The organism is Allobosea sp. GW821-FHT10B12, assembly GCF_059415545.1.
Window position 1 is genome coordinate 50,612 of the sequence record NZ_JBWKNL010000014.1, and the last position, 24,975, is coordinate 75,586.

The window sequence follows — 24,975 nt, forward strand, 5'->3', positions numbered from 1 at the left end:
GGCGCGGTCCGCTCGCGTTTAAACTCTTGTGGCCATGCTGATACCTGCGCCGCAACAGGCGTCCAGTCTGTTGCAGCGTTTATCCGTTCACCCCCGCCGCCATACGCCAGCACGTCTCGCGCATTGAACCGGCAAGGCCGCTGACGCTCTGACGAGCCAGGAGCGTCGTAACCCCGTTTAGGTAGGCCGGTGGCGAACCAGTTTCGCGACACGGTTCATCCAGCATGATATGAGGGGGATGGAGCAAGTTGGGCGTTTCCTGACCTGCACCAATGTCGGTCGGAAGGGGAACGGCCGTGCGGTTCATGCCTTGCTCCTTGCGCCAGGCTGTTCCAACGACGCGGCGCGGGACCATCGCGCTGCTCGGCGCGATGGCGGTGTCAACGGTCTCGGCCCGTGCGCAGCAAAAAGCCACGCCGGTCATCGGCTATCTCGGTTCAGAATCCCCCGAACCCTATCGCAGCCGCCTCGCTGCCTTTGCAGAGGGCCTGGCCGAAGCAGGCTATGTCGACGGCCGCAACGTCGCGATCGATTTTCGCTGGGCTGAAGGCCAGTACAGCCGATTGCCGGCGCTCGCGCTGGATCTGGCGGATCGTCAGGTCACCGTCATGGTTGCGCCGGGTGGTGCGGAGGTCGCACTCGCCGCACGATCGGCGACCAAGACGATCCCGATCGTCTTCGAAATGGGCGGCGATCCTGTCGCACTGGGCCTGGTTGCCAGCCTGTCCCGGCCGGGCGGCAATCTCACCGGCGTAAGCAGCCTTAGCGTGGAGGTCTCGCTGAAACGGCTGGAGTTCATGAGCGAGCTGTTTCCGGCCGCCAAGACCTTTGCCGTCGCCGTCAATCCGACGAGCCCGACCTCGGCTTCGCAATCGCGAAACCTGCAGGCGGCCGCAGGCAGTCTCGGACTGGAGCTGCGCCTCCTCAATGCCAGCAGCGAGCCGGAACTGGAGGCCCTGTTCGCGACCGTATCCCAGATGCAGCTGGCCGGGCTGGTCTTCACCTCCGATCCCTATTTCGCCTACCGAAGTCGACGCCTCGCCGAGCTGGCCATCCGTCACAAAGTGCCAGCCATCACCCAGGCGCGGGATTTCCCGAACGCCGGCGGCCTGATGAGCTATGGCGGCGACTTCCGGCAGTCGCACCGCCATACCGGCATCTATGCCGGCCGGATCATCAAGGGTGAGAAGCCCTCCGATCTGCCGGTCCAGCGCGTGACGAAGGTCGAGCTGTTCGTCAATCTGAAGGCGGCTGGGCAGCTCGGATTGACCATGCCACCTTCAATTTTGAGCAGCGCAGACGTGGTGATCGAATAAACTTGGCCGGAAAGCCGGCGCATGAGCTGTCACGGTGACTCAATCGCCATCCGCTCCACGGAGCTCGCTCTTCGCGAAGTATTTCATCGCGCTGTTCGCGGCAGTCGTCGCGCCCCTTCTTGTCGCCGGCGGCAGCGAAGCCTGGTTTGGCCATCGCGACCAGAAGGCCCGGCTGAACGACCTTCTCGAAGCGGAAGCCCGATCCGCCGCTGCCAAAATTCAGGACTTCCTGGACGGGATTCGCGATCAGCTGGCGTGGACGGTTCAGTTGCCATGGTCCGATAGCGCCGACGAAAGGCGCAGGCTCGACGCCTTTCGCCTGTTGCGTCAGGTCCCTGCCGTCGTCAGCCTGACCCTTGTCGACGCAGCCGGACGAGAGCGCGTCTTCGTCTCGCGCATGGGGCTCAACAAGGTCGAGAGCGGCGCCGACCATTCGGTCAACCCGGCGCTCAAGAGCATCCGCCCGGGCGGCGCCTGGTACGGCCCCGTGACCTTCCATGCCGGCTCCGAGCCCTTTTTGACCATCGCAGTCGCCGGCACCCGGTCGGCGGTCGGAGTGGCAGTCGCCGAGGTCAATCTCAAGCTGATCTGGGACGTCATCTCGGCGATCCGGGTCGGACGAACCGGGGCAGCGTTCGTTCTCGACCAACCAGGGCGCCTCGTCGCTCACCCCGATATCAGCCTGGTTCTTCGAGCCGACCAGACCGCAATACGGCCACTCCAGATTCTCAGAGCGCGCATTACGACGCAAAGCGGCCAGGCAACCGAGGGACGCGATATCGGCGGGCATATGGTTCTCGCCGCAATGGCGCCGATACCGAGTGTCGACTGGAGTGTCATCGTCAAGCAGCCGATCGCCGAGGCGTTCGAGCCGATCTACGCGGCCCTCTGGCGTACGGGCGCCTTCCTCGTTGTTGGTTCCGGGCTTGCGGCTGCGCTTGCCTACTGGCTCACACAACGCATGATCGAACCGATCCGAATTCTGGAGGACGGCGTGGCGCGGATCGGCGCCGGGCAATTCGAACACCGGATCGACATCGTCACTGGAGATGAATTCGAGCGGCTGGCGACACGCTTCAACGAAATGGCCGGCGATCTCGCAGTCTCGCAGGAACGCTCGGAACGGATAGGCCGGCTCAAGCGGTTTCTCGCACCACAGGTGGCTGAACTGGTCGACCGCTCTGGCGACGACAGCGTGCTCGAGGGTCGGCGCATCGAGGTGGTTGTCGTTTTCGGCGATTTGCGGGGTTTCACGGCTTTTTCGGCGCGCGCCGAACCCGAAATCGTGATGAGTGTCCTCGGCGAATACTACGATGCGCTGGACAGGGTGGTGATCGATCACGGGGCGACGCTGACGCATTTTTCAGGTGATGGAATGATGGTCCTGATCAACGCCCCGGTGCCCCGTCCGGACCCGGCCTTGTGCGCCGTCAACATGGCGCGGGACATGCAGAAGACCGTTCAGTCCCTCTTGCGCGATCGACAGACGCTGGATCACCGGCTTGGCTTCGGGGTCGGGCTCGCAATGGGGCCGGCGACCGTGGGGCGTATCGGCTCCGAAGGCCGGCTGGAATACACGGCGGTTGGGAGCGTCGTGAACCTCGCAGCGCGTCTGTGCGCGAGCGCGCGCAATGCCGAAATCCTGATCGATATGGTCGCTGCGGATGCTGTCGATGGGCGCGCGCCTCTCGTCGAATTGGATGTCCGCGTTCTGAAGGGCTTCGACCAGCCAGTTCGGGTTTTCGCTGCGGGCGAAGCGGCAGCGGGGTAGGTGCTCAAGTCAAGCTGTCGTGGTGTTTGCCGTCGGCACTAGGCGGCATCGACCTTCGCCAGGCGCCGCAGATCCTCGATATCCTGGATCAGCACTCGTCCTCGCCCCAATGAAATGATGCCGGTGCGCTTCCAGGACTGGAGATGGCGGTTGACCGTTTCGCGCGTCACGCCGGTAAGCGATGCCAATTCCTCCTGAGACGCATGGACATCCGTGCCATAGTCGGCGGCGAGCACCAGAATGCGTCGCGCAAGCCGGATTGCGGAGGGGAGAAATGTCGTCTCCTCTAGTCGCCCGATGACATCGCGTAGCCGGGCGCAGAGGAGGTCGATCAGCTGCAGCGCGATTGGCGGCTCGCGATTGAGCAAGCTCAAGAAGTCGTGCCGCGGCAGGAAAAACAGGTCGGTCTCTTCCATCGCCATTGCGTCAGCAGTGCGGGATTGGCCGTCGAGCAAGGTGATTTCACCGAAAACGTCGCCACCGCCGAGGACGTTCATCGTCATCTGCTGACCGAGATCATCCACCGTTCCGATGCGGATCAGCCCGCGACGAATGGCATAAAGCCCGTCGCCGGGATCGCCTTTGAGGAACAGAATCTCCCGGGCGGCCAGGTGCCGCAGCCTGCAGATGGTTGCGATCTTCTCGAGCGCGGCCTGTTCGAGCCCCGCAAAAAACGGGTTCGCGCCCAGAATGCTCACGATGCGACGAGAGACATCACTCATCGGAGGCCCCCAGAATTTGGACCGAGCGACCGCAGCTTGCGTGATCTGGCGCATGGATCAACGGGCTAGGTCAGCGCAGAAGCCAAGGCGACAGGCCAACATATCCGTTTGCGGCGATGCGCGGCCGATCGCAAACGGAACAGACCATGCCGAATGGCTTGGTCGGTCACAACATGCTCTTGCGGCTATCAACCCTCGAACCGCTGCGTGCAGATACTTGCGTAGAGAAAATGCCCGTTGTCGACGTGCATTCGTGCGGCCTAGAGGCTTCACCTGAAACGAGAGCGGGTGCTGGCCCGACGAGTTCTCTGCATCTGCTGAAAACTAAAACATCGGGACATCCGAGAGAATTTCTACGACCCTGGAAACACCCAGCTTGAGCGTCTGGGCAATTGACGCCTGAATTCGCTCAGGCTTGGGGCGTTCTGATGTGTAGAAGAGATGCCTCGATCATGCCTTGCGGGCAATTGCAGGGCAGGACGAGCACTAGACTGCTGCGGGTCCACGACCGCCCTGAGCAGGATTGCCAGCAGTGGCCACCAGGAGAATTGCTTCGAGCCGCGACCGTCAACGAGACGCCGGATCGTCCTTGTAACCCGCAGGTAACCACGGCTTTTCGGAGCCCTTGGGAAATCGCCCCCAATCGCCCAGGCCAGAAAAGCAAAAAGCGCCGGGAAACCCGACGCTTACGTGCCTCTCAAGCCTTGAGATTGTCTGGAGCGGGCGAAGGGATTCGAACCCTCGACCCCAACCTTGGCAAGGTTGTGCTCTACCCCTGAGCTACACCCGCATCCGAGACAGTCGCGCCGTGTTGGCGGCGCGGCCGGGTTATTGCCCCAAAGCGGCGGGAAGCGCAAGCGCCTTGTTGCAGGATTTTTACAAAGGCCTTCCAGGGCGCCAATTCCGCCCGATGAAATCTGGACTTCCCGCCCTCCCTTTCCGATCTTCCCACTCCGGTGGTTGAGCGGAATCAGCATGGCGGCGAGCGGCAGGAGCGGGCGATTCGGACGCGGGCTCAGCCATGTCGTGCTGAGCCTGATGGCGCTTGCCATCGCCTGCGCGTTGGCGGTCGCCATCGGAGCCCTGCGGTTTGGCTCGGGGGCGGCCATGTCCGGCGAGCGGGCCGTCACGATCTACGTCGCGAGCAATGGCTTCCATAGCGACATCGTGCTGCCGACTGTGAGCGCAGGCCGGGATTGGCGGACGCTGCTCGCGGCCTCGCCGTTGACCGACCCCCATCGCGATGCGCCCTGGATTGCCTTCGGCTGGGGCGCCGAGACGGCCTATACCGAGCTCGGTACGCTGGCCGACCTGTCTTTGGGCCTGATCCTGAAGGCCGCCGCCTTCGATCGCTCGGTCGTCCATGTCCAGCCGGTGGCTGCAGTCCGGACCGGAAGGGATCTGCGCAGTTTCACCGTGAGCGAAGCGGGCTATCGCGCGCTCGTCGGCCATATCGAGGCCAGTCTGCAGCTGGACGAAGCCGGCCGCCCCGTGATCCTGCCCGGGATCAGCCATGGCACCGGGGATGCCTTCCTGCGCGGTCGCGATCGCTTCTGGCTGCTGCGCAGCTGCAATGTCTGGGTCGGGGAGGGGCTGCGCAAGGCCGGTCTGCCGATCGGGCTCTGGACGCCGCTCGCGCAATCGCTCATGTGGTCGCTCGGCCCCGGCGATGCGTCTGCGCGCTGACCAGAGAAAACGAGCCGCTGCCCGATGAATTTTTCCTTGCCGATAGACGTGCCGAGACCGGCCAGTCCCGCCGACCTGATCGCCATGCTCGAGGCGCTCGACCTTCCGACGACGCGCATCGACCATGTCGCGGTCTTCACCGTCGCCGAATCGAAGGAATTGCGCGGCAAGGTTCCCGGCCATCATACCAAGAACCTCTTTCTGAAGGACAAGAAGGGCAGGCTCTTCCTGGTCTCGGCGCTGGAGAGCACGCGGATCGACCTGAAGCGGCTGCACGAGACGCTCGGCGCCAGCGGGCGCCTCTCCTTCGGCTCGGCCGAGCTGCTGATGGAGACGCTCGGAGTGACGCCGGGCTCGGTCACCGCCTTCGCGGTGATCAACGATCGGGAGGGGCGTGTCACCATGGTGCTCGATGCGGCCCTGACGAATGGCGAGCGCCTGAACTTCCATCCACTGGTCAACACAGCGACGCTCGGCATCTCCAGAGACGACATGCTCGCCTTCCTGCGCGCCACCGGCCACGAGCCGATGATCGTCACGCTGCCGACACCGCCGGATGATGGACAGAATGGCTGAAGCCACCCATCTATGGGATGGCTCGCTGCCGCGGGCATCCGGATTCCCGGTTTCAGTACCGACAGATTGCTAGGTGAAGGACGAGCCATGCTGGTCAATGGCGATGCGGCGCCCGCCAAGGGGCTGATCAAGGATACGACGACGCAGGGCTTCCGCCAGGACGTCATCGCCGAATCAATGAACCAGCCGGTGCTGGTCGATTTCTGGGCGCCCTGGTGTGGCCCCTGCAAGCAGCTGACCCCGGTGATCGAGAAGGTCGTCAACGAGGCCGGCGGCAAGGTCAAGCTGGTCAAGATGAACATCGACGAGCATCCGGCGATTCCCGGCCAGCTCGGCATCCAGTCGATTCCCGCCGTGATCGCCTTCCAGCGCGGCCAGCCGGTCGATGGCTTCATGGGCGCCCAGCCGGAGAGCCAGGTGAAGGCCTTCATCGAACGCCTGGTCGGCCCGATGGGGCCGGGGCCGGTCGAGGAGGTGCTGGCCGCGGCTGCGCAGGCGCTCGAGGCGGGCGATGCCGCCGGCGCGAGCGAGCTCTATGCCGAGGTGCTGGCGGCCGAGCCTGAGAACGTCACTGCGATCGCCGGCATGGTGCGTCTGCATCTCGATGCCGGCGACATCGAGGGCGCCAAGGGCTTCCTCGCCATGGTGCCGGAGGCGAAGGCGCAGGATCCGGCGGTAGCGGCCGTCAGGGCCGCTGTCGAACTTGCCGAGCAGGCCGCCTCGCTCGGCGATACGGCCGAACTCGAGGCCAGGCTCGCGGAAAATCCGAAAGACCACCAGGCCCGCTTCGACCTCGCCTTGGCGCTGAACGCCCGCGACAAGCGCGAGGAGGCGGTCGACGCGCTGATTGCGATCATCAAGGCCGATCGCAAATGGAACGATGACGGCGCCCGCAAGCAGCTGCTGCAGTTCTTCGAGGCCTGGGGCCCGATGGACGAGCACAGCGTCGCCGGGCGGCGCAAGCTGTCGGGCCTGCTGTTCTCGTGAGCCGGGGAGGGCGCGCATGGGCATGAACGCGGTCTATTCCGGGCCGGACGACTGCCCGGCGGTGATCCCGCTGTTTCCGCTCGCCGGCGCGCTGCTGCTGCCGCGCGGGCAGATGCCGCTCAACATCTTCGAGCCGCGCTATCTCGCCATGATCGATGACGCGCTGCGCACGCACCGCGTCATCGGCATGATCCAGCCCGAGCCGGAGAACGGGCGCCAGGCGCAGGTGCCGGGACTGCTCCAGGTCGGCTGTATCGGCCGGGTCACCCAGTTCGCCGAGACCGGCGACGACCGTTACATCATCACGCTGACCGGGGTCTCGCGCTTCCGGCTGGAGGAGGAACTCTCGGTCACCACGCCCTATCGCCAGGGCCGCGTCTCCTATGGCGACTTCCTCGTCGATTTCGAGGCGCGCGCCGGCGAGGACGAGGTTGACCGCGCCGGGCTGCTCAAGGCGCTGCGCAGCTTCGCCAAGGCGAACGAGCTCAAGATCGACTGGAAGGGCGTCAACGAGGCGCCGAACGAGGCGCTGGTCAATGCGCTCTCGATGATGTGCCCGTTCGGCCCGCGCGAGAAGCAGGCGCTGCTGGAAGCGCCCAGCCTGAAGAGCCGGGCCGAGGTGCTGGTCGCGATCACCGAGATCGAGCTGGCCCGTGGCGGCTCCGATCCGGACACGACGCTGCAGTGAGCGCGGCATCCTTGCCTGCCTCCGGCGAACAGTCCACGATCTATCCGCCCCGGCGCTCGGTCGTCGCCTGGATCTTCTTCGACTGGGCGGCGCAGCCCTTCTTCACGCTCGTCACCACCTTCGTCTTCGCGCCCTTCTTCGCGGCGGCGCTGGCGAGCGACCCGGCGCAGGGACAGGCCATGTGGGGCTATGCGACGGGCCTTGCCGGGCTCGCCATCGCGCTGCTTTCGCCGCTGCTCGGCGGTATCGCCGACCGGACGGGGCCGCGTAAGCCGTGGATCGCGGTGTTCGGCGCGATGCTGGTCGCGGGCTCGGCGATGCTCTGGTATGCGAAACCGGGATCGCCCTGGGCGGTTCCGATCGCGCTCTGCGGTTTCGTCATCGGCACGATCGGGGCGGAATTCGCGACGATCTTCAACAATGCGATGATGACGCGGCTGGTGCCGCCGGAGCGGCTCGGGCGGCTCTCGGGCACAGGCTGGGCGGTCGGCTATCTCGGTGGGCTGATCTCGCTGGCGCTGACGCTAGGCTTCCTCGCCGCCGATCCGCATACGGGCAAGACGCTGGCCGGCCTGTCGCCATTGTTCGGGCTCGATGCGGCGGCGCGCGAGGGCGACCGCTTCACCGGGCCGCTGACGGCGCTCTGGTTCGTGATCTTCGTCACCCCGATGTTCCTGCTGACGCCGGATTCGGCGCGCAGCGGCATTTCGTTGAAGGAGGCGGCGGCCGGCGGTGTCTCGCATCTCAAGGCGACGATCGCCGAATTGCCTTCGTTGCCCGGGCTCGGCCGTTTCCTGCTGGCCAACATGATCTACCAGGACGGGCTGGTCGCGCTCTTCGCCTTCGGCGGCATCTATGGCGCCGGCGTCTTCGGCTGGCAGACGATCGAGCTCGGCGTCTTCGGCATCCTGCTCACCGTCACTGGCACGTTCGGCGCCTGGGTCGGCGGCAAGCTCGATGATCGCCTCGGCGGCAAGCCGGTGATCCTCGGCGCGATCGCCTGCCTGCTCTTTTCCTGCCTCGGCATCCTCTCGCTCGGGCCGGGGCAGGTCGCCTTCGTGATCGAAGCCGCGCCAGCGACACCGGGCGACGGGCTCTTCGCCTCGCTGCCGGAGAAGGTCTATCTCGGCCTTGGCCTGCTGATCGGTCTCGTCGCCGGCCCCTTGCAGGCGTCCTCGCGCAGCCTGCTCGCCCGCATCGCGCCGCCGGCAAGGATCGGCGAGTTCTTCGGGCTGTTCGCGCTGGCGGGGAAGGTGACCTCGTTCCTGGGACCGACGCTGGTTGCGCTGGCTACGACCATCTTTGCAAGCCAGCGCGCGGGCCTTGCCGTCCTGATCGGGTTCTTTCTCACCGGGGCCTGGCTGATCGCCGGGGTGAAGGTGAAGCGGCCCTAGCCGCCGCTCGATACCACTGCCGACTCTGGCTGGCAGCAGGCGCGCTATCGTGGTCTGCAGACGAGTTCAGGGTCAGGCCGGCGCGGGAGGATTGCGGTGCGGATCGTCGAAATGGATGCCCCGGCAGGACAGGGCGCGCAGCTGAAACAGCTGACCTCGGGCAACAATCTCGTCACGCCGCAGGCCGTGCTGAAATGGTACGAGATCGCCGAAGCCGGCATCGAGGCCTCGATCGTCGCGCTGGCGCAGGAGGCGGCAGAGGGATTTGCCAGCGGCCGGCAAGGCGAGGTCGGTTTCGCCATCCTGCATCGCTGCGGCGAGCATTTCCATTTCCTGCTGCTCTGCACCTGGCGAGGCACCAATGAGCTCTGGGAGACCGTGCAGTTCATCGACGAGGGCATGACGGCGTTCGCGCCGTTCGACGCCCCTCATGCCCATCGCGGGACCTTCTGCATCTGGGAGATGACGGCGGTCTCGCACGAGACCGCGGCCTGGCGACAATTCCTGCTGTCGCCGCGCCGCGAGGCCGATCTCGATACCTACTTGCACAGCCGTTACGCCGGCGAGGCGTAACTCCGCGTCATTCTCGGGCGAAGCGAAGCGCAGACCCGAGAATCTCGTGACCAGAAAGAACTGGTTTCCAAGATGCTCGGGTCAAGCCCGAGCATGACGACCTCCATCAAGGCAGCGCCTTCAGATACCTGACCGGCCGGCCCGGCGCGGCGGCGTTGGCCGCATGGACGATCGCGTTCGCGTCGATGCCGAAATGGCGATAGAGGTCGGCGACCGTGCCGGTCTGGCCGAAATGCTCGACGCCGAGCGCCTTCTGCCGGTGGCCGTGGACGCTGCCGAGCCAGGCCAAAGTCGCCGGATGGCCATCCAGTACCGAGACGATGCCGCAATCGCGCGAGAGCTCGCCGAGCAGGCGCTCGACATGGCTGGTCGCGGCGTGATTGCCGCGCTGGCGCGCCCGCTCGGCCGCCTGCCAGCCGGCATTGAGCCGGTCGGCCGAGGTGATCGCGAGCAGGCCGACATCGCGCCGGTCCTCGCCGAGCAGGCCGACGGCCTCAATCGCCTCGGGCGCGACGGCGCCGGTATAAGCGATGACGACGGAGGCATTCGGGCCGGGCTTCCGCAGCCAGTAGGCGCCATCGATGATGTCGCGCTCCAGCTCCGGCGTCATGGCGCGCTTGGGCTGCTCGACCTGGCGGGTGGAGAGCCTGAGATAGACCGAGCCGCCGGTCTCGTCGCGCAGCCAGGTGCGTTCGTCCGGATCGCCCTCGCCATCCTTCTGCAGGTATTCGAACGACCAGCGCATCATCACGGCGAGCTCGTCGACGAAGGCCGGCTCGAAGGCGCAGAGCCCGTCCTGGCTCATGCCGATCAATGGTGTCGCGATCGACTGGTGCGCGCCGCCCTCGGGCGCCAGCGTGACGCCGGCCGGTGTCGCCACCACCATGAAGCGGGCGTCCTGGTAGCAGGCATAGTTCAGGGCATCGAGGCCGCGCGAGATGAAGGGGTCGTAGAGCGTGCCGATCGGGATCAGCCGCTCGCCGAAGATCGAATGCGAGAGGCCGAGCGCCGAGAGGTTGATGAACAGGTTCATCTCGGCAATGCCCAGCTCGATATGCTGGCCCTTGGGCGAGAACTCCCATTTCTGCATCGAGGGGATGCGCTCGTCCTTGAAGGTGTCGGCCATCGAGGCCCGCGCGAACAGGCCGCGCCGGTTGACCCACGGCCCGAGATTGGTCGAGACGGTGACATCGGGCGCCGTGGTGACGATGCGGTCGGCGAGCGGGCCGCCGAGCTTGGCGAGCTCGTCGAGCACCTTGCCGAAGCCCATCTGCGTCGACATCGTCGCCTGGATGCCGGCTTCGAGCTTGGCCGGAACCGGCAGGGCAGGGGCCGAATGACGCCGACGGCCCTTGGCGAAGAACGGCACCTTGTCGAGGAAGGCGCGGATCTCCTTCTCCGGCAGGGTCAGCCCCTCGAACAAATCCCATTCATGGCCGGGCCGGACCTTGTTGGCGGCCTTGAAGCCTTCCATCTGCTCCTTGGTCATCAGGCCGGCATGGTTGTCCTTGTGCCCGGCGAGCGGCAGGCCGAAGCCCTTGACCGTATAGGCCAGGAAGCAGACCGGACGGTCGTGATCGATGCCTTCGAAGGCTTCGAGCAGCGAAGGCAGGTCGTGGCCGCCGAGATTGCACATCAGCGCCGAGAGCTCGGCATCGGAGCGCTTCTCGATCAGCTTGGTGACCGGGCCCTGGTCGCCGAGATCATCCATCAGGCGCTTGCGCCAGGCGGCGCCGCCCTGGAAGGTCAGGGCCGAATAGAGCTGGTTCGGGCAGGAATCGATCCAGACCTTCAGCCGCTCGCCGCCCTTCTCCTTGAACGCTGCCTGCTGCAGCGATCCGTACTTCAGCGTGACGACGTCCCAGCCGAAGGCGCGGAACATCTGCTCGATCCGATCGTAGAGGCCTTCGCGGACGACGGCGTCGAGCGACTGGCGATTATAGTCGATCACCCACCAGGTGTTGCGCACGCCATGCTTCCAGCCCTCCATCAGGGCCTCGAAGATGTTGCCCTCGTCGAGCTCGGCATCGCCGATCAGCGCGACCATGCGCCCTTCCGGCGTATCCCCGCCCCAGCCATGCGCCTTCACATAGTCCTGGACCAGCGAGGAAAAGAGCGTCTGGGCGACGCCGAGGCCGACCGAGCCGGTCGAGAAATCGACGTCGTCGATGTCCTTGGTGCGCGAGGGATAGCTCTGCGCGCCCTTGTAGCCGCGGAAGTTCTCGAGCTTCTCCTGCGTCTGCAGGCCCATCAGATAGTTGATGGCGTGGAAGACCGGCGAGGCGTGCGGCTTCACCGCGACGCGGTCCTGCGGCTTCAGCGCCGCCATGTAGAGCGCCGTCATGATGGTGGTGAGGGAGGCCGAGGAAGCCTGATGGCCGCCGACCTTCATCCCGTCCTCGTTCGAGCGGATATGGTTGGCGTTGTGGATCGTCCATGAAGCCAGCCAGAGGATCTTCTTCTCGAGCTCGGCGAGGATGGGCAGACGGGGATCGGACATGATGGCCTCCAGCGCAGGCCATCATGCATGGTTCGCGTGGCGAAGGCAGCCAAAGATCGGCTGCTGCGCCAGCTGTTTTGGCGGAAACCGCTAAGATGAGGAGGCAATCCCTATTGGGGCTGCTGCTGTGGCAACAGCCAATCCCTGAACTCCATGGCGAAGTTGACCGTGAGCCGGTCGATCGGCTCGGCGAGGAAAGCAGCGTCGATCAGCGTGCCGCCGATGCCCTCGCCAGCGCGTGCGATTACCCGCAGCCCGGTCCGGACCAGGATCGGTGCGCCACTCTTCGCATCGACGATCGTCACGTCCGCCGTCATCTCGTGCGGGCCGCCGACCAGGATGCGTTGAATGATCGAGGTCAGGCGGAGATTGCGGAGCGTCACCATGATCTTCACCGGCCGCTGGCCAGCGAGAAGCGGCCGGAGCTCGTGTTCCAGCGCTTTGGAAATCTTGTCCGAGGCGGTCTTGGCGATGAAGGCGCGTGCCTCCGCCGTCTTCGAGAGCTCCTCCGCCTCTTGCTCCGGCAAGCCCTTGCTGCGCGCGTAGGCCCGGTCGCCATCGCCCCACCACAGGACGGCGGCGGGATCGACCTCGACTGCAACCGTCGTCAGGCGGAGCGCCTCGACCTGTGGCGGCGAAAGCGGATTAGGGACGCTGACGCAGCCGGACAGAGCTGCCGCGAGAAGGCAGAGCGAAAACAGGCGGTTGAGCATGTCGGATTCCGAGAGGAGGGAACCCGACTAGACCTGAGTCGCGTCCGTTAGCCAGCGCTCGCCAATGCTGAAAGCCAAGCAAAACTGCAACCGTGACGGGAATGTCACAATCATTGCCTGGCTCTTTCGCTCTTGGCGGTTTCCGCTAAGTTCGCGGCGTCAGGTGAGGGAAAATGCCGGAGTTCAAGCTCGACGAGATCGATCGCCGCATCGTCCAGGCCTTGCAGGCGGACGGGCGCATCAGTGTGCAGGAACTGGCTGGCAAGGTCGGGCTCTCGCCCAGCCCCTGCGCAAGGCGGGTGCGCCTCTTGGAGGAGGCCGGGATCATCGAGGGCTATGTCGCCATCGTGAACCAGGAGAAGCTCGGCCTGCCCGTCTCGGTCTTCGCTTCGATCAAGCTGGAGCGCCAGCGCGAGGAGGAGCTTGACCGCTTCGCCGCCGCGGTCTCGCGCTGGCCCGAGGTGGCCGACTGCTATCTGATGACCGGGCAGCGCGACTATCTCCTGCGCATCATCGTCAGCGACCTCGCCGCCTATGAGCGCTTCCTCAAGGACAAGCTGACCAGGCTCGACAATGTCGCCTCGATCGAATCGAGCTTCGCACTCGGACGGGTGAAGCGCTCCTATTCGGTGCCGGTGGAACTGGGGCGGGGCTAGCGCACCGTCTTTCCGGGGCAGGCCGAAGGCCTGAGCCCGGAACCCAGAACCGATGCCTTTTGGCGATGGGTGTACCCGTCGCCTCCGCGATTGGTCTCATCGGTTCTGGGTTCCGGGTTCGCCGCTGCGCGGCGCCCCGGAATGACGGGGTTGGTCACTTTTCCCGAACCGCGTCCGGTACTCGCCCGGCGCGACGCCATAGCGGCGCAGGAAGGCGCGGCGCAGGCGCTCATCATCGCCGAAGCCGGCGCGGACCGCGATCTGCTGGATGCCGATATCCGTTTCTTCCAGCAGGTCGCGAGCGAGATCGAGCCGGACCGCTTCGACCGCCTTGGCCGGGCTGATGCGGGTCTCCTGCGCGTAGACCCTGGCGAAATGGCGCGGGCTCATCGCCATGATGCGGGCGAGCTCGGGCACGGAGAGGTCGCCCGCGGCGTGCTCACGCATATGGGCATGCAGGGCCTCGAAGCGGCCGGCGGCATCGCGCGACTGGCGTTGCAATTCGCCGCTGAACTGCGCCTGGCCGCCGGGGCGCTTGAGGTAGAGCACGAGATCGCGCGCCAGATCGAGCGCCGCCTTGCGTCCCAAGTCCTCCTCGACCATGGCGAGCGCCATGTCGATGCCGGTGGAGACGCCGGCCGAGGTCCAGATCCGGCCATTGCTGACGAAGATCGCATCCGGTCTTACCGTGGTCGCCGGATGGGCCGCGCCGAGGCGCTCGGTGTATTCCCAATGCGTCGTCGCCTCGCAGCCATCGAGCAGGCCGGCGGCGGCGAGAATGAAGGCGCCAAGGCAGATCGAGCCGAGGCGGCGGACACTGCCGCTCTGCTCGCGCACGAAGGCGAGCAGAGCCGCCGAGCCGGCCGCCTCCAGCGCCGAGCGGCCGCCCGAGACCAGCAGCGTGTCGATCGGCCGGGCCGCGGCTTTGGTGAGCGTGATGCTCGGCAACGGCACGCCGGCGTCGGTCTCGACTGGGCCGCCAAGCTCGGAGGTGAGGGCGATCTCGTAGACCGGACTGCCATCGGCGCGCTTGGCGTCATTGAAAACCTGCAAGGGGCCGGTGACGTCGAGCAGCTTGGTGCGCGGGAACAGCACGATGACGACGCGGATGGGCGCCGGGGCAGTCATGGCAGGAAACGAGGTCATCTTGTCATTTATGACATCGTCGGCTCATGGCATCCAGTCTCCACAACGAAAGGAAAGACGCCATGCTGGAGCTGCGGCCGAACTGCGAACTCTGCGACTGCGACCTGCCGCCGGCCTCGCTGGAGGCGCGGATCTGCAGCTATGAATGCACCTACTGTGCGGAGTGCGCTGAGAAGACACTTGAGAACGTCTGCCCGAGCTGCGGTGGCGGCTTCGTGCAGCGCCCGGTCCGCCCGGTCGGCGATTGGGGCGGGCTAGGCCTTGGTCTGGCGAGCCGCCCGGCGGGCACGAAGCGTCATCATTCGCAATGGACGCAAGCGCAGCGGCGCGAGCGCACCGAGCTGCTGCGCAACGTGCCGCCGCAGGAGCGCTGATCGGGCGCTTGCGCTCAGCGCCGCTCGAAGTCGCGATGGACGTCGTGCGTCCAGATGCCAGCACCGTCCGGCGGGATCACCAGCCAGTCCTTGCGGGTCAGCGTCTGCTTGGTGTCCTCATAGCCGGAATGCCAGTGATCCTTCATCGAGGTGCGCGAGAACTCGTGATCCTTGGCGTGGCTCTCATAGGTTTTCTGCTGGTAGATCAATTGCAGGATGGTGTGCTCGGGGATCAAAGCGAGCTCGTCGCGGAGCTTGCGGTCCTCGTCGCTCAGGGCGTCCTCGGGGATGTGGCTGAGAGCCTCATGGGTCTTCTTCTTCCAGCCCTGCAAGGTCTGGAAGAGGTCGGTGACCATGCGGGTGCGCGAGGAATACATGATGTCCTTGTGCCGGCCCATCACGTCCTGCATCGTGCGCGGCATCGGCCCGCGTGACGAGAACAGGTCGACCTGGAAGATCAGCGAGTTCAGCGTGTCGTCCTGGGCGAGCAGATGCGACAGCGGCGTGTTCGAGACGATGCCGCCATCCCAATAATGCTCGGTGCCGATCTGCACGGTCGGGAAGGCCGGCGGCAGGGCGCCCGAGGCCATGACGTGCTCGGGCGTGATCTCTTCCAGCGTGTTGTCGAAATAGACGAAATTGCCGGAGAGGGCATTGACGGCGCCGACCGAAAAATGGGTCTGCTTGCTGTTGATCAGGTCGAAATCGACCAGCTCGAGCAGGGTCTCGCGCAAAGGCGAGGTGTCGTAGAAGCTGGTCGCATCGCTCGCTCCGGCCGGCGCCAGCCAGGCATTGGTGCGCCGCGGCTCGAAGAAGCCAGGCTGACCGAGCACCGTGGTGAGGAAGGACGAGGTCGCGTTGCGCGCCTGGCGGAAGATGTCGCCCTCGGGCGTGAACCACCAGACCTTGCGGTCGGTGATGCGGTCCCAGAATTCCTGCAGCCGCTCGATGCGGCGCTCGCGCGGATTGCCGGCGATGATCGCCGAATTGATCGCGCCGATCGAGACGCCCGAAACCCAATCCGGAGCGATGTCGGCCTCATGAAGCGCCTGGTAGACACCGGCCTGGTAGGCGCCGAGCGCGCCGCCGCCTTGGAGCACGAGCGCGACGCGGTCGCAGCGCTCGGGCCGCCAGCCGAGATAGCGGTCGGTGGAGGACGGGGATGGCGCAAAAGGGGCGTTCATGGCGCGGATTCCGTTCGCTCTGGCGGGATTTTGGCTCATCTGTGATGGGTATGCCGTGACAGGCATGTGACGCGGGCGGATATGGATATCGGTGTCACCTGCTCGTCAGACAAGCTTCATCTCCCCGTCAGCTTGCTCTTCCACCTCAGCGGCATGGACCTTGCGACGCAAGCTTCGCGTCGTGTTCTCGCGGCTGGGAGATCAGAGCATGCTCAAGGGCAAGACAGCCGTCATCACCGGCTCGACCTCCGGCATCGGTCTCGCGATTGCCCGGGCCTATGCGGCCGAGGGCGCCAACATCGTCATCAACGGCTTCGGCGAGCCGGAAGCGATCGAGACCGAGCGCGCTGGCATCGAGGCCGATTTCGGGGTCAAGGCGCGCTATTCGCCGGCCGACATGGCCCATGGCGGCGCAATCGCCGCGATGATCGCCGAAGCCGAGGCGGAGTTCGGCGGCGTCGACATCCTGGTCAACAATGCCGGCATCCAGTTCGTCTCGCCGGTCGAGGAGTTCCCGGTCGAGAAATGGGACGCGATCATCGCGATCAACCTTTCGGCCGCCTTCCACGCCATCCGGGCGGCGCTGCCGGGGATGAAGCAGCGCAAATGGGGCCGGATCATCAACACCGCCTCGGCCCATGCGCTGGTCGCCTCGCCGTTCAAGAGTGCCTATGTCGCGGCCAAGCACGGCATCGCCGGGCTGACCAAGACGGTCGCGTTGGAAGCGGCGACCTTCGGCATCACCGCCAACGCGATCTGCCCGGGCTATGTCTGGACCCCGCTGGTCGAGAAGCAGATCCCCGAGACCATGGCGGCGCGCAACCTCACCAAGGAGCAGGTCATCAACGATGTCCTGCTGCACGCCCAGCCGACCAAGCAGTTCGTCACCAGCGAGGAGGTGGCGGCGCTCGCTGTCTTCCTGGCTTCCGATGCGGCAAAGTCGATCACCGGCGTCATCCTGCCGGTCGATGGCGGCTGGACCGCGCAGTGAGGGCACGATCATGAACCGCCAGCAGATCCTGGACCTGCCCTCGATGCCGCTCGCCGGGCCGAGCTATCCGGCCGGGCCATATCGCTTTGTCAATCGCGAATACATGATCATCAGCTACGAGACCGATCCGGAGCTGATCCGTCATCATCTGCCCGAGCCGCTGATGCCGATCGCCCAGCCGGTGGTGCATTACGAGTGGATCAAGATGCCGGATTCCTCCGGCTTCGGCACTTATACCGAGACCGGGATCATCATCCCCTGCACCTTCGGCGAGGAGGAGGTCAGCTTCGTCTCGCAGATGTATCTCGACCTCGAGCCGCCGATCTCGGCTGGCCGCGAGATCTGGGGCTTCCCGAAGAAATACGCCCATCCCAAGCTCGAGGTGATCAAGGACACGCTGACCGGCACGCTCGAATATGCCGGCCAGCAGGTCGCCATGGGCACGATGGGCTACAAGCACGAGAGCCTCGCCGGCAACGGCGTCAGGACGACGGCGATGCTGACCAAGACGCAGGTCAACCTGAAGATCATCCCCGGCGTCGACGGCGAGCCGGAGATCTGCCAGCTCGTGGCGCTCAACCTCACCGACATCACGGTGAAGGGGTCCTGGATCGGCCCTGGCCGGTTGCATCTGATCCCGCACGTCAACGCGCCGGTCGCCGATCTGCCGGTGCGCAAGGTGCTCGGCGCGCATCACTTCATCGCCGACCTGACCCTGCCCTTCGGCCGCAAGATCCACGACTACATGAAAGGCTGATACCGCGGGTTGCGCTCGCGGCCGCGCCGACTATCTTGCCGCGCCGGGGGCGCGAAGGATTTCAGGCGCGCATGATTGTCTCCTGGCTGGCGAAACTGCGCCAAGCCGTCAGCTCGAAGCTTACCATCGGCATCGGCGGATTGCTGGCGCTCGCCATCACCTCCGGTCAGAGTCTGCTCGAGGCGCTGGAGCCACCGGTGCTGCCGGGGCTCGCCGCCGGCGCGCCGCTCGATGCCGGCCGCTGGCGCATCGTGCTGCATGACGCAAGGCTGACGACGCAGTCGCGGCCGGACGGACCGCCTGCGCCCGACGGGACGCAATTCCTGGCGCTCGATCTCGACATCGCCAATCGCAGCTCGGAAACCGACAATACGTTCGCGCGCATCCTCAGCGTCGAGCCGGCGATCGAAGGCCTGCAACCCAATCCGACCTTCTGGCTGATGCGGGACAAGGCGATGCTCAGCGCTTTGCAGCCGGGCCTGCCCGAGCGGGCGCAGGTAATCTGGCGGCTGGCACCGGGTGCAAAGGCGCCGGAGCGGCTTCGTCTCGTCGTGGCGGGCGAGACCTTCAAGCCGCGCGACAACCTGCTCGCTGCGCCAGGCTGGTTCAATCGCAAGCCGATCGCGGCGACGACCTTGTCGGTCATCCCTGCCGAGGTGAAGCGGTGAGCGGCGCTTTCGCCAAGCTCGGCGCGCTCGTGCTGGCGGCCATGCTGCTGGTCGGCATGCAGCGCTACACGCCGGGCTATGCCGAGATCACCGGGCCGATCCCGCTCAAGGGGACGCTCGGCGAGACGCTCACCGGGCGCGGCTTCTCCGTGCGGGCCGACACTGTGCTGCTCGTCGAGAAGCTGCGCTTCAAGGCCTATGGCCGCGAGGTCGAGCGCGACAGCGGCGGCATCTTCGCGCTGGTGATTGCGAGGCTCGAAGCGCAGCCCGCTTCGATCAATGTCGGCAGCGCGATCTGGCGCAGCGCGCAAGGGGCTCGTTTTGTCGCGAGCCCGCGCTTCCAGGGCGCGCCGCGTCTGCTCGGGACCGACCGGCTCGAACCCGGCCTGCCGCAGCGCGGCATTTTCATCTTCGAACTGCCGCGCGAGGCTGTTGAGGGCGCGACGCTGCTGGTGGCGGCCTCGCGCTGGCCGCGGCTTGATACGCAGGTCGAGATTGCCTTGCCTACGAAGCTCGAGGCGCCTGCGCCGCTGATCGACCTGAGTGAGCTCGCCTATGAGTGACGTTGTCGTCTCCCCAGACGTTCTGCGAATGCGGCGTCTCTGCCTGTGGGTGCTACCGGCGGCGCTGGCACTCGGCCTCTTTCTGCAATCCTACGAGAACGCCTGGGAATGGTGGCGGTCGCGCGAGCTCTTCGCGCGGGAGGTTCCTCCCGGAACAGCGGCGAGCCTGGGCGGAGCAGAGTGGAAGCTGGCAGGCCTGCGCCGCGTCGGCGAACGCTCGGACGGCCGGGCCGTCATGCTGCTCGACATGGAAGCAGTGGTGCGTGATCCCGAGGCCTTCGCGGTGCTGCCCTGTCGGCTGGTGCTGGAGGCGCCGGACGGGCGGCGCTGGGCACCGCAATTCCTGACGCCAAGCGAGGTCAACCGTTTGCCGGAACGGCGCGGCCAGACCGTCCCGACCTGCACCCAGGCGCTGGCGAGCAAGCCGGCGGCGGGCACGACGCTCAGGATCAGCGAGGGCTTCGTGCTTCCGGCCGGGATGAATGGGCAGGTCAGGCCGGTGCTCAGCCTGCCGGCCGGGCGGCCGCATTATCTGCGCTTCGCGGGTCCGGGCTAGCACTGCCACTGCTCTGCGCGGCGACAGCGGTCTCCATCACCGCCGCCAGCAGGCAAATGCGGAGGCTCTCGACCAGGATGCCGCCGCGGATCTCGCTGGGGCCGCCGAGCAGGAAGGCGATGGCGTTGGCGATCACCTGCCAGCTGTCGAGATCGAGCGGGCCGATCAGGCGGGTGAGGCCGATCCAGAGCCAGGCAGCTGCGAAGCCGATGAAGCGATAGCCGACGACGAGCGCGATCAGCACCGAGAGGCTGGCGCCGAAGGCGAGGCGGACGCTGTTGACGACCGGCAGATAGCGCGAGCGGTAGCTGCCGATGAAATGCTCGGCGAAGTCGCGAATGGCCTTCGGCGCCGCTTGCCAGCGCGCCAGGGCGGCGGCAGCGCGCCGGTCGCGGGCGAGCGCAGACGGGTCCTTGGCGTCGTAGCCGTAGATGGTGGCGGCCATCAGCAGCCAGACCAGCGGCAGCAGCGCGTAGAGGAAGAGGCTCTGCAGGCTTGTGCTGAAAGCCGGCTCGGCGAGGTCGATCGCCTCCGACATCGCCGCTTGCGCCTTGCCGACCAGCGCGAGCGTCCAGTCGTGGATGAGCCTGAGATAGGGCAGGGCGGCGGTCTTGAGCCAGATCCAGCCGGTGTCCTTCCAGCGCGACAAGGCGTAGAGGCCGACGAAGATCCAGTTGGCGTCGCAGGCGATCACCAGGAATTGCCAGAAGGGCGAGGGCCGGCGGGTCTGGGCGGCCTTGGTGAGCCTGCGCACCAGCCAGGCGAGGCCGATGGCGAGCACGAGCCAGAGCGAGAGCGGCACGTCGAGGACGTTGACCTTCTCGCCGAGGGCAGCAGCGGAGAGGGCCCTGACCGAGTAGTCGCGGACGGTGTCGCCGAGGAAGCCCCAGGCGGCGTAGTAGGCGAAGAACGGGACGAGCGCGAGGGCGACTAGACCGATCACGGCGCGGGCGCCGGCCGGCTGCGGACTATCGGGTTGCGGGCTCGCACCGGCGATCTGCAGCGCCGCGACCGCCGGCAGATAGGGCCGCAGGGCGACGAACATCAGTACGGTGACGACGAGCTTGGCGAGGACCAGCAGCGCGAGCACGGCAAAGCCCGCGAGGCTGTTGAGATAGCCGAGTCTGACCGCGAGCGGCAGCAGGAGCTCGTTGGCGATGGAGCCGAGCGTCGCGAGCAGCAGCAGGACGGGCCAGGCCTGGCGCCAAAGCCGGAGGAAGAGGCGGGCGAGGCCGGCGATCTCTTGCATGGCCCGGGTTGTACAGGCTCAGGCCCGGAGGGTGAACCCCGCTGTCATCTCAGGGCAAGCCCGAGCATGACGGCGGAACGCTACCGCCCTCGCTTCGTCTCCAGGCTGCGGCTCCAGCGCGAAAGCGCGAAGCAGATCAGCCAGTAGATTCCGCCGGAGAAGACATAGGCCTCCATGTTCATGCCGACCCAGTTGGGATCGGCGAGCGAGGCCTGGGCGATGCCGAGCAGGTCCAGGATCGAGACAACGAGGACGAGCGTGGTGTTCTTGACCAGCGCGATGAACTCGTTGGTGATCGCCGGCAGCGAGATGCGCAGCGCCTGTGGCAGGATGATGAACCAGGTCGCCTTCCAGTAGGAGAGGCCGAGCGCGGTCGCCGCCTCGCGCTGGCCCTTTGGCAGCGCCTGCAGGCCACCGCGGACCGCTTCTGCCATATAGGCGGCGATGCAGAAGCCGAGGCCGATCACGGCGCGCGCCAGCCGGTCGACGCCGATGCCGGCCGGCATGATCAGCGGCAGCAGGAGCGAGGCCAGGAAGATCACCGCGATGATCGGCACGCCGCGCCAGAACTCGATGAACAGCACCGAGATCAGCTTGATCACCTTGAGCTCGGACTGGCGGCCGAGCGCGAGCAGGATGCCGAGCGGGATCGCGATCAGGCTGGCATAGATCGAGATGAAGACGGTCAGCATCAGCCCGCCCCATTCGCGCGTCTCGATCGCGCGCAGGCCGAAGCCGCCGCCGAGCAGCCAGACGCCGAGCGGGGGCAGGATGACGAGCGCGGCAAGGCCGAGGCTCAGCTTCAGCCGTTTCGGCGCGAGGACGATCGCCGCGCCGGAGAGCGCGAAGGCGAGGCCGGCGAGGTTCGGCCGCCAGCGCTCTTCGATCGGATAGAACCCGTACATGAACTGGCCGAAGCGCGCCTTGACGAAGACCCAGCAGGCGCCGGTTCCAGTGCAGTCATTGCGGGTCTGGCCGCTCCAGGTCGCGTCGATCAGGGCCCAGCGGATGATCGGAACGGCGATCCAGGCGATCAGCGCCGCGAGCAGCAGCGTCACCACGGTGATGGTGGGGCTGCCGAACAGGCGCTCGCGCCAGCTGGTCGGGAGGGAGGCAGCGGCACTCATCGGGTCACCAGCGCGATGCGGGCATTGTACCAGTTCATGAAAGCCGAGACGGCGAGGCCGATGACGAGATAAACCGCGAGCGTCATCGCGATGATCTCGATCGCCTGGCCGGTATTGTTGAGCGCCGAGCCCATGAACAGGCTGACCACGTCGGGATAGGCGATGGCGGCGCCGAAGGACGAGTTCTTCAGCACGTTGAGATACTGGTTGGTCATCGGCGGCGTCATCACCCGCAGCGCCTGCGGGATGGTGACGAGCCGGAGCGTCTGGCCGGGCCTGAGGCCGAGTGCGCTCGACGCCTCGATCTGGCCATGCGGCACCGACTGGATGCCGCCGCGCACGATCTCGGCGATGAAGCCGGCAGTGTAGGTGACCAGCGCCGCCAGCAGCGCGACGAATTCGGGGATGACGACGAAGCCGCCGCGATAGTTGAAGCCGCGCAGGACGGGGATGTCCCAGCGCGTCGCCAGTGTCGCCCAGGCCAGCGCGAGGAGGGGGACGAGCAGCAGCAGGACGAAGCCGACGCGCAGCACCGGCGCGTCCTTGCCCGTCGCTTCCTTGCGTCGCTTGGCCCAGCGCAAAAAGAGCCAGTGGAGCAGGCAGGAGATCGCGATGGCGATGAAGGCGTATTTGAAGTTCGCGCCGGCATCCGGCAGCGGGATGGTCAGGCCGCGATTGTTGAGGAAGGCGACGCCGAAGACCGAGAGGCTCTCGCGCGGGGCCGGCAAGGCGGCGATGACGCCGAAATACCAGAACAGCACGAAGAACAGCAGCGGGATGTTGCGGACGAACTCGACATAGGCGCCGGCGATGGCCTGGACCAGCCAGATCGAGGAGAGTCGGGCGATGCCGATCAGGAAGCCGAGCGCCGTCGACAGCACCAGCGCGATCACCGTGACCAGCATCGTATTGGCGACGCCGGCCCAGAACAGCGACAGGATGTTGTCCGACTGGGTGTAGTTGGTCAGGACGAAGGGCACCTCGATGCCGGAGGTACGCCAGAGGAAATCGAAGCCCGAGGCGATGCCGGCCTGGACCATGTTCTGCGAGGCGTTGCGGATGAAATAGACCAGCAGCGTCGCAAGCCCGATCAGCAGCGCCGCCTGGTAGAAGACGTCGCGGACGCGCTTGTCGTTGATGAAGGCGAAGGCTTTGCTCAAGGGGCGGCCATCCGGCTTGGGGCGTCATTCTCGGGCGCAGCCAAGCTGCGACCCGAGAATCTCCTGACACGAAGGCTGGTTTCCGAGATGGTCGGGTCAAGCCCGACCATGACGGGGTCGTCTCACTGGAACGGCGGGGTGAAGAGCAGGCCGCCCTTGGTCCAGAGCTGGTTCTGGCCGCGCTCGAGCTTCAGCGGCGAGCCCAGGCCGACGGTGCGCTCATAGCTCTCGCCATAGTTCCCGACCTGCTTGATCGCCTTGTACATCCAGTCGTCGGGCAGGCCCATCATCGCGCCGAAGCCGCCCTCGGCGCCGAGCAGGCGGCGGACTTCGGTGTTCTTCGAGTTCGCCTTCATCTCGTCGACGTTCTTGGAGGTGACGCCGAGCATCTCGGCGGCGATGGTGCCGTTCAGCACCCAGCGCACGATCAGCTGCCAGCGCTCGTCACCATAGCGGGTCACTGGGCCCTGCGGATCGTTCGAGATCGGCTTGGTCAGGATGGTGTGGTCGTCCGGGACTTTGAGCTTGGCGCGCTGGCCGGCGAGGGCGCCGACGCCGGCGGTATAGGCGTCGCAGCGGCCGCTGTCATAGGCGGTGATGGCATCGTCGTTCTTCTGGAAATTGGTGATGGTGACCTTCAGGTTGCGCTCGCGGAACCAGTCGGCGGCGTTCTTCTCCTCGGTCGAGCCGGCGGCGACGCAGACCGAGGCGCCGTCGAGCTCCTCGGCCGACTTCACGTTGGCCTTCTTGCGGACGATGAAGGTCTGGCCCTCGTAGAAGTTGATGCCCTGGAAGTTGAGGCCGAGCGTGGCGTTGCGCGAGAAGGTGATGGTCGAGTTGCGCGAGAGCACGTCGACCTGGCCCGATTGCAGGATCGGCCAGCGCTGCTGCACCGAGGTCGGCGTGTACTTGACCTTGCTGGCGTCGCCGAGCACGGCGGCGGCGAGCGCGCGACAGTAATCAACGTCGAGACCGGTCCATTCGCCCTTGTCATTGGCGAAGGAGAAGCCAGGCAGGCCGAGATGCACGCCGCATTCGATGTGGCCGCGCGCCTTGATCGCGTCGAGCGTCGGGCTGGGCGCGAGCTGCTGCGCGGAAGCGGCGAGGGTGCCGGCGGCGAGGAGCGCCGCGGCGAAAGTGATCGTCTTCATGTCCATTCCCCATCCTGTAGCGTCATGACGCCACGTCCGGGCGACTATGCAACAGCCGGGCAGGGGAAGGTAAGGGGGGTGAGAGAGTTTCCTGCCAGGCCCTGACGCGGCTGTCGCGCCAGCGGTCTACCAGCCGCGCTGGGCCTTGACCGCCCGCTTCTGCATGTCCTTCTGCTGGCGCCAATAGTCCTTCTGCGCGTCGATCTGCATGCGCTGGTAGTCGCGGATGCGGTCCTTGCGCGAGGTCGCGTCGCGGTAGTCGTTCCAGTCGTAATGGTCGTCATGGACATCGTCTTCGCCCAGCGCGTCGAAGAACTTGCGCAGAGCCGAGCGGGCAGGTTCGACCGGTAGGGAGGCAGCAGTCTCGGGCGGAGGCGCGAAGGCAGGCGCGGCCGAGGCGTTGGAGCTGGCGGCGAAGATGATGCCGAACGACAGGAGAACGGAACGGATCGTCATGATGCTGTCCC

The 24,975-nt window shown here is 66.1% G+C and carries 25 protein-coding genes and 1 tRNA gene; 15 read left to right on the top strand and 11 right to left on the bottom strand.

Annotated features, from left to right (window positions below; all coding sequences use genetic code 11):
- The first annotated feature begins 305 nt into the window (after positions 1–305).
- The gene (locus AC07O0_RS28480) at positions 306–1,316 is read left to right on the top strand and encodes an ABC transporter substrate-binding protein (RefSeq protein WP_494628053.1); all 1,011 of its coding nucleotides are present in this window, start codon (positions 306–308) and stop codon (positions 1,314–1,316) included.
- Between the two features lie 34 nt (positions 1,317–1,350).
- Positions 1,351–3,087 (top strand): cache domain-containing protein, encoded by a 1,737-nt coding sequence (locus AC07O0_RS28485; RefSeq protein ID WP_494627946.1) that lies wholly within the window; start codon positions 1,351–1,353, stop codon positions 3,085–3,087.
- 38 nt (positions 3,088–3,125) lie between these two features.
- On the opposite strand, the gene AC07O0_RS28490 is transcribed toward AC07O0_RS28485, so the two are convergent.
- Positions 3,126–3,809, bottom strand: a complete 684-nt coding sequence (locus AC07O0_RS28490) for a Crp/Fnr family transcriptional regulator (protein WP_494627948.1) — start codon at positions 3,807–3,809, stop codon at positions 3,126–3,128.
- Positions 3,810–4,524: 715 nt separating this feature from the next.
- A tRNA-Gly gene (locus tag AC07O0_RS28495) sits at positions 4,525–4,599 on the bottom strand.
- Positions 4,600–4,784: 185 nt separating this feature from the next.
- On the opposite strand from AC07O0_RS28495, the gene AC07O0_RS28500 reads away from it, so the two are divergent.
- The 6 genes from AC07O0_RS28500 to AC07O0_RS28525 all read left to right on the top strand — a co-directional run bounded on the left by AC07O0_RS28500 (position 4,785) and on the right by AC07O0_RS28525 (position 9,713).
- Complete coding sequence (locus AC07O0_RS28500; RefSeq protein WP_494627950.1) at positions 4,785–5,495, top strand: TIGR02117 family protein; 711 nt, start codon at positions 4,785–4,787, stop codon at positions 5,493–5,495.
- A 24-nt stretch (positions 5,496–5,519) separates the two neighbouring features.
- On the top strand, positions 5,520–6,071 hold the full coding sequence (locus tag AC07O0_RS28505) for a prolyl-tRNA synthetase associated domain-containing protein (protein WP_494627952.1): 552 nt from the start codon (positions 5,520–5,522) through the stop codon (positions 6,069–6,071).
- 87 nt (positions 6,072–6,158) lie between these two features.
- A complete protein-coding gene (gene trxA, locus AC07O0_RS28510; protein WP_494627953.1) occupies positions 6,159–7,058 on the top strand; it encodes a thioredoxin in 900 nt (299 codons plus the stop codon).
- 16 nt (positions 7,059–7,074) lie between these two features.
- Positions 7,075–7,746: an LON peptidase substrate-binding domain-containing protein gene (locus AC07O0_RS28515; RefSeq protein WP_454025197.1), complete on the top strand. Its 672-nt coding sequence runs from the start codon at positions 7,075–7,077 to the stop codon at positions 7,744–7,746.
- Positions 7,743–9,140, top strand: a complete 1,398-nt coding sequence (locus tag AC07O0_RS28520; RefSeq protein ID WP_494627956.1) for an MFS transporter — start codon at positions 7,743–7,745, stop codon at positions 9,138–9,140. Before AC07O0_RS28515 ends, AC07O0_RS28520 begins: the two co-directional genes overlap by 4 nt.
- A 96-nt stretch (positions 9,141–9,236) precedes the next feature.
- On the top strand, positions 9,237–9,713 hold the full coding sequence (locus AC07O0_RS28525; protein ID WP_494627958.1) for a hypothetical protein: 477 nt from the start codon (positions 9,237–9,239) through the stop codon (positions 9,711–9,713).
- A gap of 106 nt (positions 9,714–9,819) precedes the next feature.
- Here the strand turns inward: AC07O0_RS28525 and AC07O0_RS28530 are convergent, their stop codons facing one another.
- A complete protein-coding gene (locus AC07O0_RS28530; RefSeq protein WP_494627960.1) occupies positions 9,820–12,213 on the bottom strand; it encodes a thiamine pyrophosphate-binding protein in 2,394 nt (797 codons plus the stop codon).
- Between the two features lie 110 nt (positions 12,214–12,323).
- Complete coding sequence (locus tag AC07O0_RS28535) at positions 12,324–12,926, bottom strand: hypothetical protein (RefSeq protein ID WP_494627962.1); 603 nt, start codon at positions 12,924–12,926, stop codon at positions 12,324–12,326.
- A gap of 173 nt (positions 12,927–13,099) precedes the next feature.
- Here AC07O0_RS28535 and AC07O0_RS28540 point away from each other — a divergent pair, with 173 nt between their 5' ends.
- Positions 13,100–13,582: an Lrp/AsnC family transcriptional regulator gene (locus AC07O0_RS28540; protein WP_110491760.1), complete on the top strand. Its 483-nt coding sequence runs from the start codon at positions 13,100–13,102 to the stop codon at positions 13,580–13,582.
- 96 nt (positions 13,583–13,678) lie between these two features.
- On the opposite strand, the gene AC07O0_RS28545 is transcribed toward AC07O0_RS28540, so the two are convergent.
- On the bottom strand, positions 13,679–14,728 hold the full coding sequence (locus tag AC07O0_RS28545; protein ID WP_494627964.1) for a GlxA family transcriptional regulator: 1,050 nt from the start codon (positions 14,726–14,728) through the stop codon (positions 13,679–13,681).
- Between the two features lie 62 nt (positions 14,729–14,790).
- On the opposite strand from AC07O0_RS28545, the gene AC07O0_RS28550 reads away from it, so the two are divergent.
- Positions 14,791–15,102, top strand: a complete 312-nt coding sequence (locus tag AC07O0_RS28550) for a DUF1272 domain-containing protein (protein ID WP_494627966.1) — start codon at positions 14,791–14,793, stop codon at positions 15,100–15,102.
- A gap of 14 nt (positions 15,103–15,116) precedes the next feature.
- On the opposite strand, the gene AC07O0_RS28555 is transcribed toward AC07O0_RS28550, so the two are convergent.
- Complete coding sequence (locus AC07O0_RS28555) at positions 15,117–16,286, bottom strand: patatin-like phospholipase family protein (protein ID WP_494627968.1); 1,170 nt, start codon at positions 16,284–16,286, stop codon at positions 15,117–15,119.
- A 208-nt stretch (positions 16,287–16,494) separates the two neighbouring features.
- Between AC07O0_RS28555 and AC07O0_RS28560 the strand changes: the two genes are divergently transcribed.
- The 5 genes from AC07O0_RS28560 to AC07O0_RS28580 all read left to right on the top strand — a co-directional run bounded on the left by AC07O0_RS28560 (position 16,495) and on the right by AC07O0_RS28580 (position 19,821).
- Positions 16,495–17,277 carry a 3-hydroxybutyrate dehydrogenase gene (locus AC07O0_RS28560; RefSeq protein ID WP_494627970.1) on the top strand — a complete coding sequence of 261 codons (783 nt, stop codon included), beginning with the start codon at positions 16,495–16,497 and terminating at the stop codon, positions 17,275–17,277.
- Positions 17,278–17,287: 10 nt separating this feature from the next.
- Positions 17,288–18,034 carry an acetoacetate decarboxylase gene (locus tag AC07O0_RS28565; RefSeq protein WP_454025187.1) on the top strand — a complete coding sequence of 249 codons (747 nt, stop codon included), beginning with the start codon at positions 17,288–17,290 and terminating at the stop codon, positions 18,032–18,034.
- 71 nt (positions 18,035–18,105) lie between these two features.
- On the top strand, positions 18,106–18,702 hold the full coding sequence (locus AC07O0_RS28570; protein ID WP_494627972.1) for a hypothetical protein: 597 nt from the start codon (positions 18,106–18,108) through the stop codon (positions 18,700–18,702).
- Positions 18,699–19,265 (top strand): hypothetical protein, encoded by a 567-nt coding sequence (locus AC07O0_RS28575; protein ID WP_494627974.1) that lies wholly within the window; start codon positions 18,699–18,701, stop codon positions 19,263–19,265. The genes AC07O0_RS28570 and AC07O0_RS28575 overlap by 4 nt, the downstream gene beginning before the upstream one ends.
- On the top strand, positions 19,258–19,821 hold the full coding sequence (locus tag AC07O0_RS28580) for a hypothetical protein (protein WP_494627976.1): 564 nt from the start codon (positions 19,258–19,260) through the stop codon (positions 19,819–19,821). The genes AC07O0_RS28575 and AC07O0_RS28580 overlap by 8 nt, the downstream gene beginning before the upstream one ends.
- On the opposite strand, the gene AC07O0_RS28585 is transcribed toward AC07O0_RS28580, so the two are convergent.
- The 5 genes from AC07O0_RS28585 to AC07O0_RS28605 form a co-directional block, all read right to left on the bottom strand.
- On the bottom strand, positions 19,769–21,070 hold the full coding sequence (locus tag AC07O0_RS28585; protein ID WP_494627977.1) for a hypothetical protein: 1,302 nt from the start codon (positions 21,068–21,070) through the stop codon (positions 19,769–19,771). The two genes, AC07O0_RS28580 and AC07O0_RS28585, sit on opposite strands and share 53 nt — an antisense overlap.
- Before the next feature lie 80 nt (positions 21,071–21,150).
- On the bottom strand, positions 21,151–22,197 hold the full coding sequence (locus tag AC07O0_RS28590) for an amino acid ABC transporter permease (protein WP_494627979.1): 1,047 nt from the start codon (positions 22,195–22,197) through the stop codon (positions 21,151–21,153).
- Positions 22,194–23,357 carry an amino acid ABC transporter permease gene (locus tag AC07O0_RS28595; RefSeq protein ID WP_494627981.1) on the bottom strand — a complete coding sequence of 388 codons (1,164 nt, stop codon included), beginning with the start codon at positions 23,355–23,357 and terminating at the stop codon, positions 22,194–22,196. The genes AC07O0_RS28590 and AC07O0_RS28595 overlap by 4 nt, the downstream gene beginning before the upstream one ends.
- Positions 23,358–23,479: 122 nt before the next feature.
- A complete protein-coding gene (locus tag AC07O0_RS28600) occupies positions 23,480–24,508 on the bottom strand; it encodes an amino acid ABC transporter substrate-binding protein (protein ID WP_494627983.1) in 1,029 nt (342 codons plus the stop codon).
- A 126-nt stretch (positions 24,509–24,634) separates the two neighbouring features.
- The gene (locus AC07O0_RS28605) at positions 24,635–24,964 is read right to left on the bottom strand and encodes a hypothetical protein (RefSeq protein ID WP_494627985.1); all 330 of its coding nucleotides are present in this window, start codon (positions 24,962–24,964) and stop codon (positions 24,635–24,637) included.
- Positions 24,965–24,975 lie beyond the last annotated feature (11 nt).

Excerpts from the sequence above, each read along its gene's own strand:
- AC07O0_RS28480 (WP_494628053.1), top strand. The coding sequence starts at position 306 with ATGCCTTGCTCCTTGCGCCAGGCTGTTCCAACGACGCGGCGCGGGACC.
- AC07O0_RS28490 (WP_494627948.1), bottom strand. The coding sequence starts at position 3,809 with ATGAGTGATGTCTCTCGTCGCATCGTGAGCATTCTGGGCGCGAACCCG.
- AC07O0_RS28500 (WP_494627950.1), top strand. The coding sequence starts at position 4,785 with ATGGCGGCGAGCGGCAGGAGCGGGCGATTCGGACGCGGGCTCAGCCAT.
- AC07O0_RS28505 (WP_494627952.1), top strand. The coding sequence starts at position 5,520 with ATGAATTTTTCCTTGCCGATAGACGTGCCGAGACCGGCCAGTCCCGCC.
- trxA (WP_494627953.1), top strand. The coding sequence starts at position 6,159 with ATGCTGGTCAATGGCGATGCGGCGCCCGCCAAGGGGCTGATCAAGGAT.
- AC07O0_RS28515 (WP_454025197.1), top strand. The coding sequence starts at position 7,075 with ATGGGCATGAACGCGGTCTATTCCGGGCCGGACGACTGCCCGGCGGTG.
- AC07O0_RS28530 (WP_494627960.1), bottom strand. The coding sequence starts at position 12,213 with ATGTCCGATCCCCGTCTGCCCATCCTCGCCGAGCTCGAGAAGAAGATC.
- AC07O0_RS28535 (WP_494627962.1), bottom strand. The coding sequence starts at position 12,926 with ATGCTCAACCGCCTGTTTTCGCTCTGCCTTCTCGCGGCAGCTCTGTCC.
- AC07O0_RS28540 (WP_110491760.1), top strand. The coding sequence starts at position 13,100 with ATGCCGGAGTTCAAGCTCGACGAGATCGATCGCCGCATCGTCCAGGCC.
- AC07O0_RS28545 (WP_494627964.1), bottom strand. The coding sequence starts at position 14,728 with ATGACCTCGTTTCCTGCCATGACTGCCCCGGCGCCCATCCGCGTCGTC.
- AC07O0_RS28550 (WP_494627966.1), top strand. The coding sequence starts at position 14,791 with ATGCTGGAGCTGCGGCCGAACTGCGAACTCTGCGACTGCGACCTGCCG.
- AC07O0_RS28555 (WP_494627968.1), bottom strand. The coding sequence starts at position 16,286 with ATGAACGCCCCTTTTGCGCCATCCCCGTCCTCCACCGACCGCTATCTC.
- AC07O0_RS28560 (WP_494627970.1), top strand. The coding sequence starts at position 16,495 with ATGCTCAAGGGCAAGACAGCCGTCATCACCGGCTCGACCTCCGGCATC.
- AC07O0_RS28565 (WP_454025187.1), top strand. The coding sequence starts at position 17,288 with ATGAACCGCCAGCAGATCCTGGACCTGCCCTCGATGCCGCTCGCCGGG.
- AC07O0_RS28570 (WP_494627972.1), top strand. The coding sequence starts at position 18,106 with ATGATTGTCTCCTGGCTGGCGAAACTGCGCCAAGCCGTCAGCTCGAAG.
- AC07O0_RS28580 (WP_494627976.1), top strand. The coding sequence starts at position 19,258 with ATGAGTGACGTTGTCGTCTCCCCAGACGTTCTGCGAATGCGGCGTCTC.
- AC07O0_RS28585 (WP_494627977.1), bottom strand. The coding sequence starts at position 21,070 with ATGCAAGAGATCGCCGGCCTCGCCCGCCTCTTCCTCCGGCTTTGGCGC.
- AC07O0_RS28590 (WP_494627979.1), bottom strand. The coding sequence starts at position 22,197 with ATGAGTGCCGCTGCCTCCCTCCCGACCAGCTGGCGCGAGCGCCTGTTC.
- AC07O0_RS28600 (WP_494627983.1), bottom strand. The coding sequence starts at position 24,508 with ATGAAGACGATCACTTTCGCCGCGGCGCTCCTCGCCGCCGGCACCCTC.
- AC07O0_RS28605 (WP_494627985.1), bottom strand. The coding sequence starts at position 24,964 with ATGACGATCCGTTCCGTTCTCCTGTCGTTCGGCATCATCTTCGCCGCC.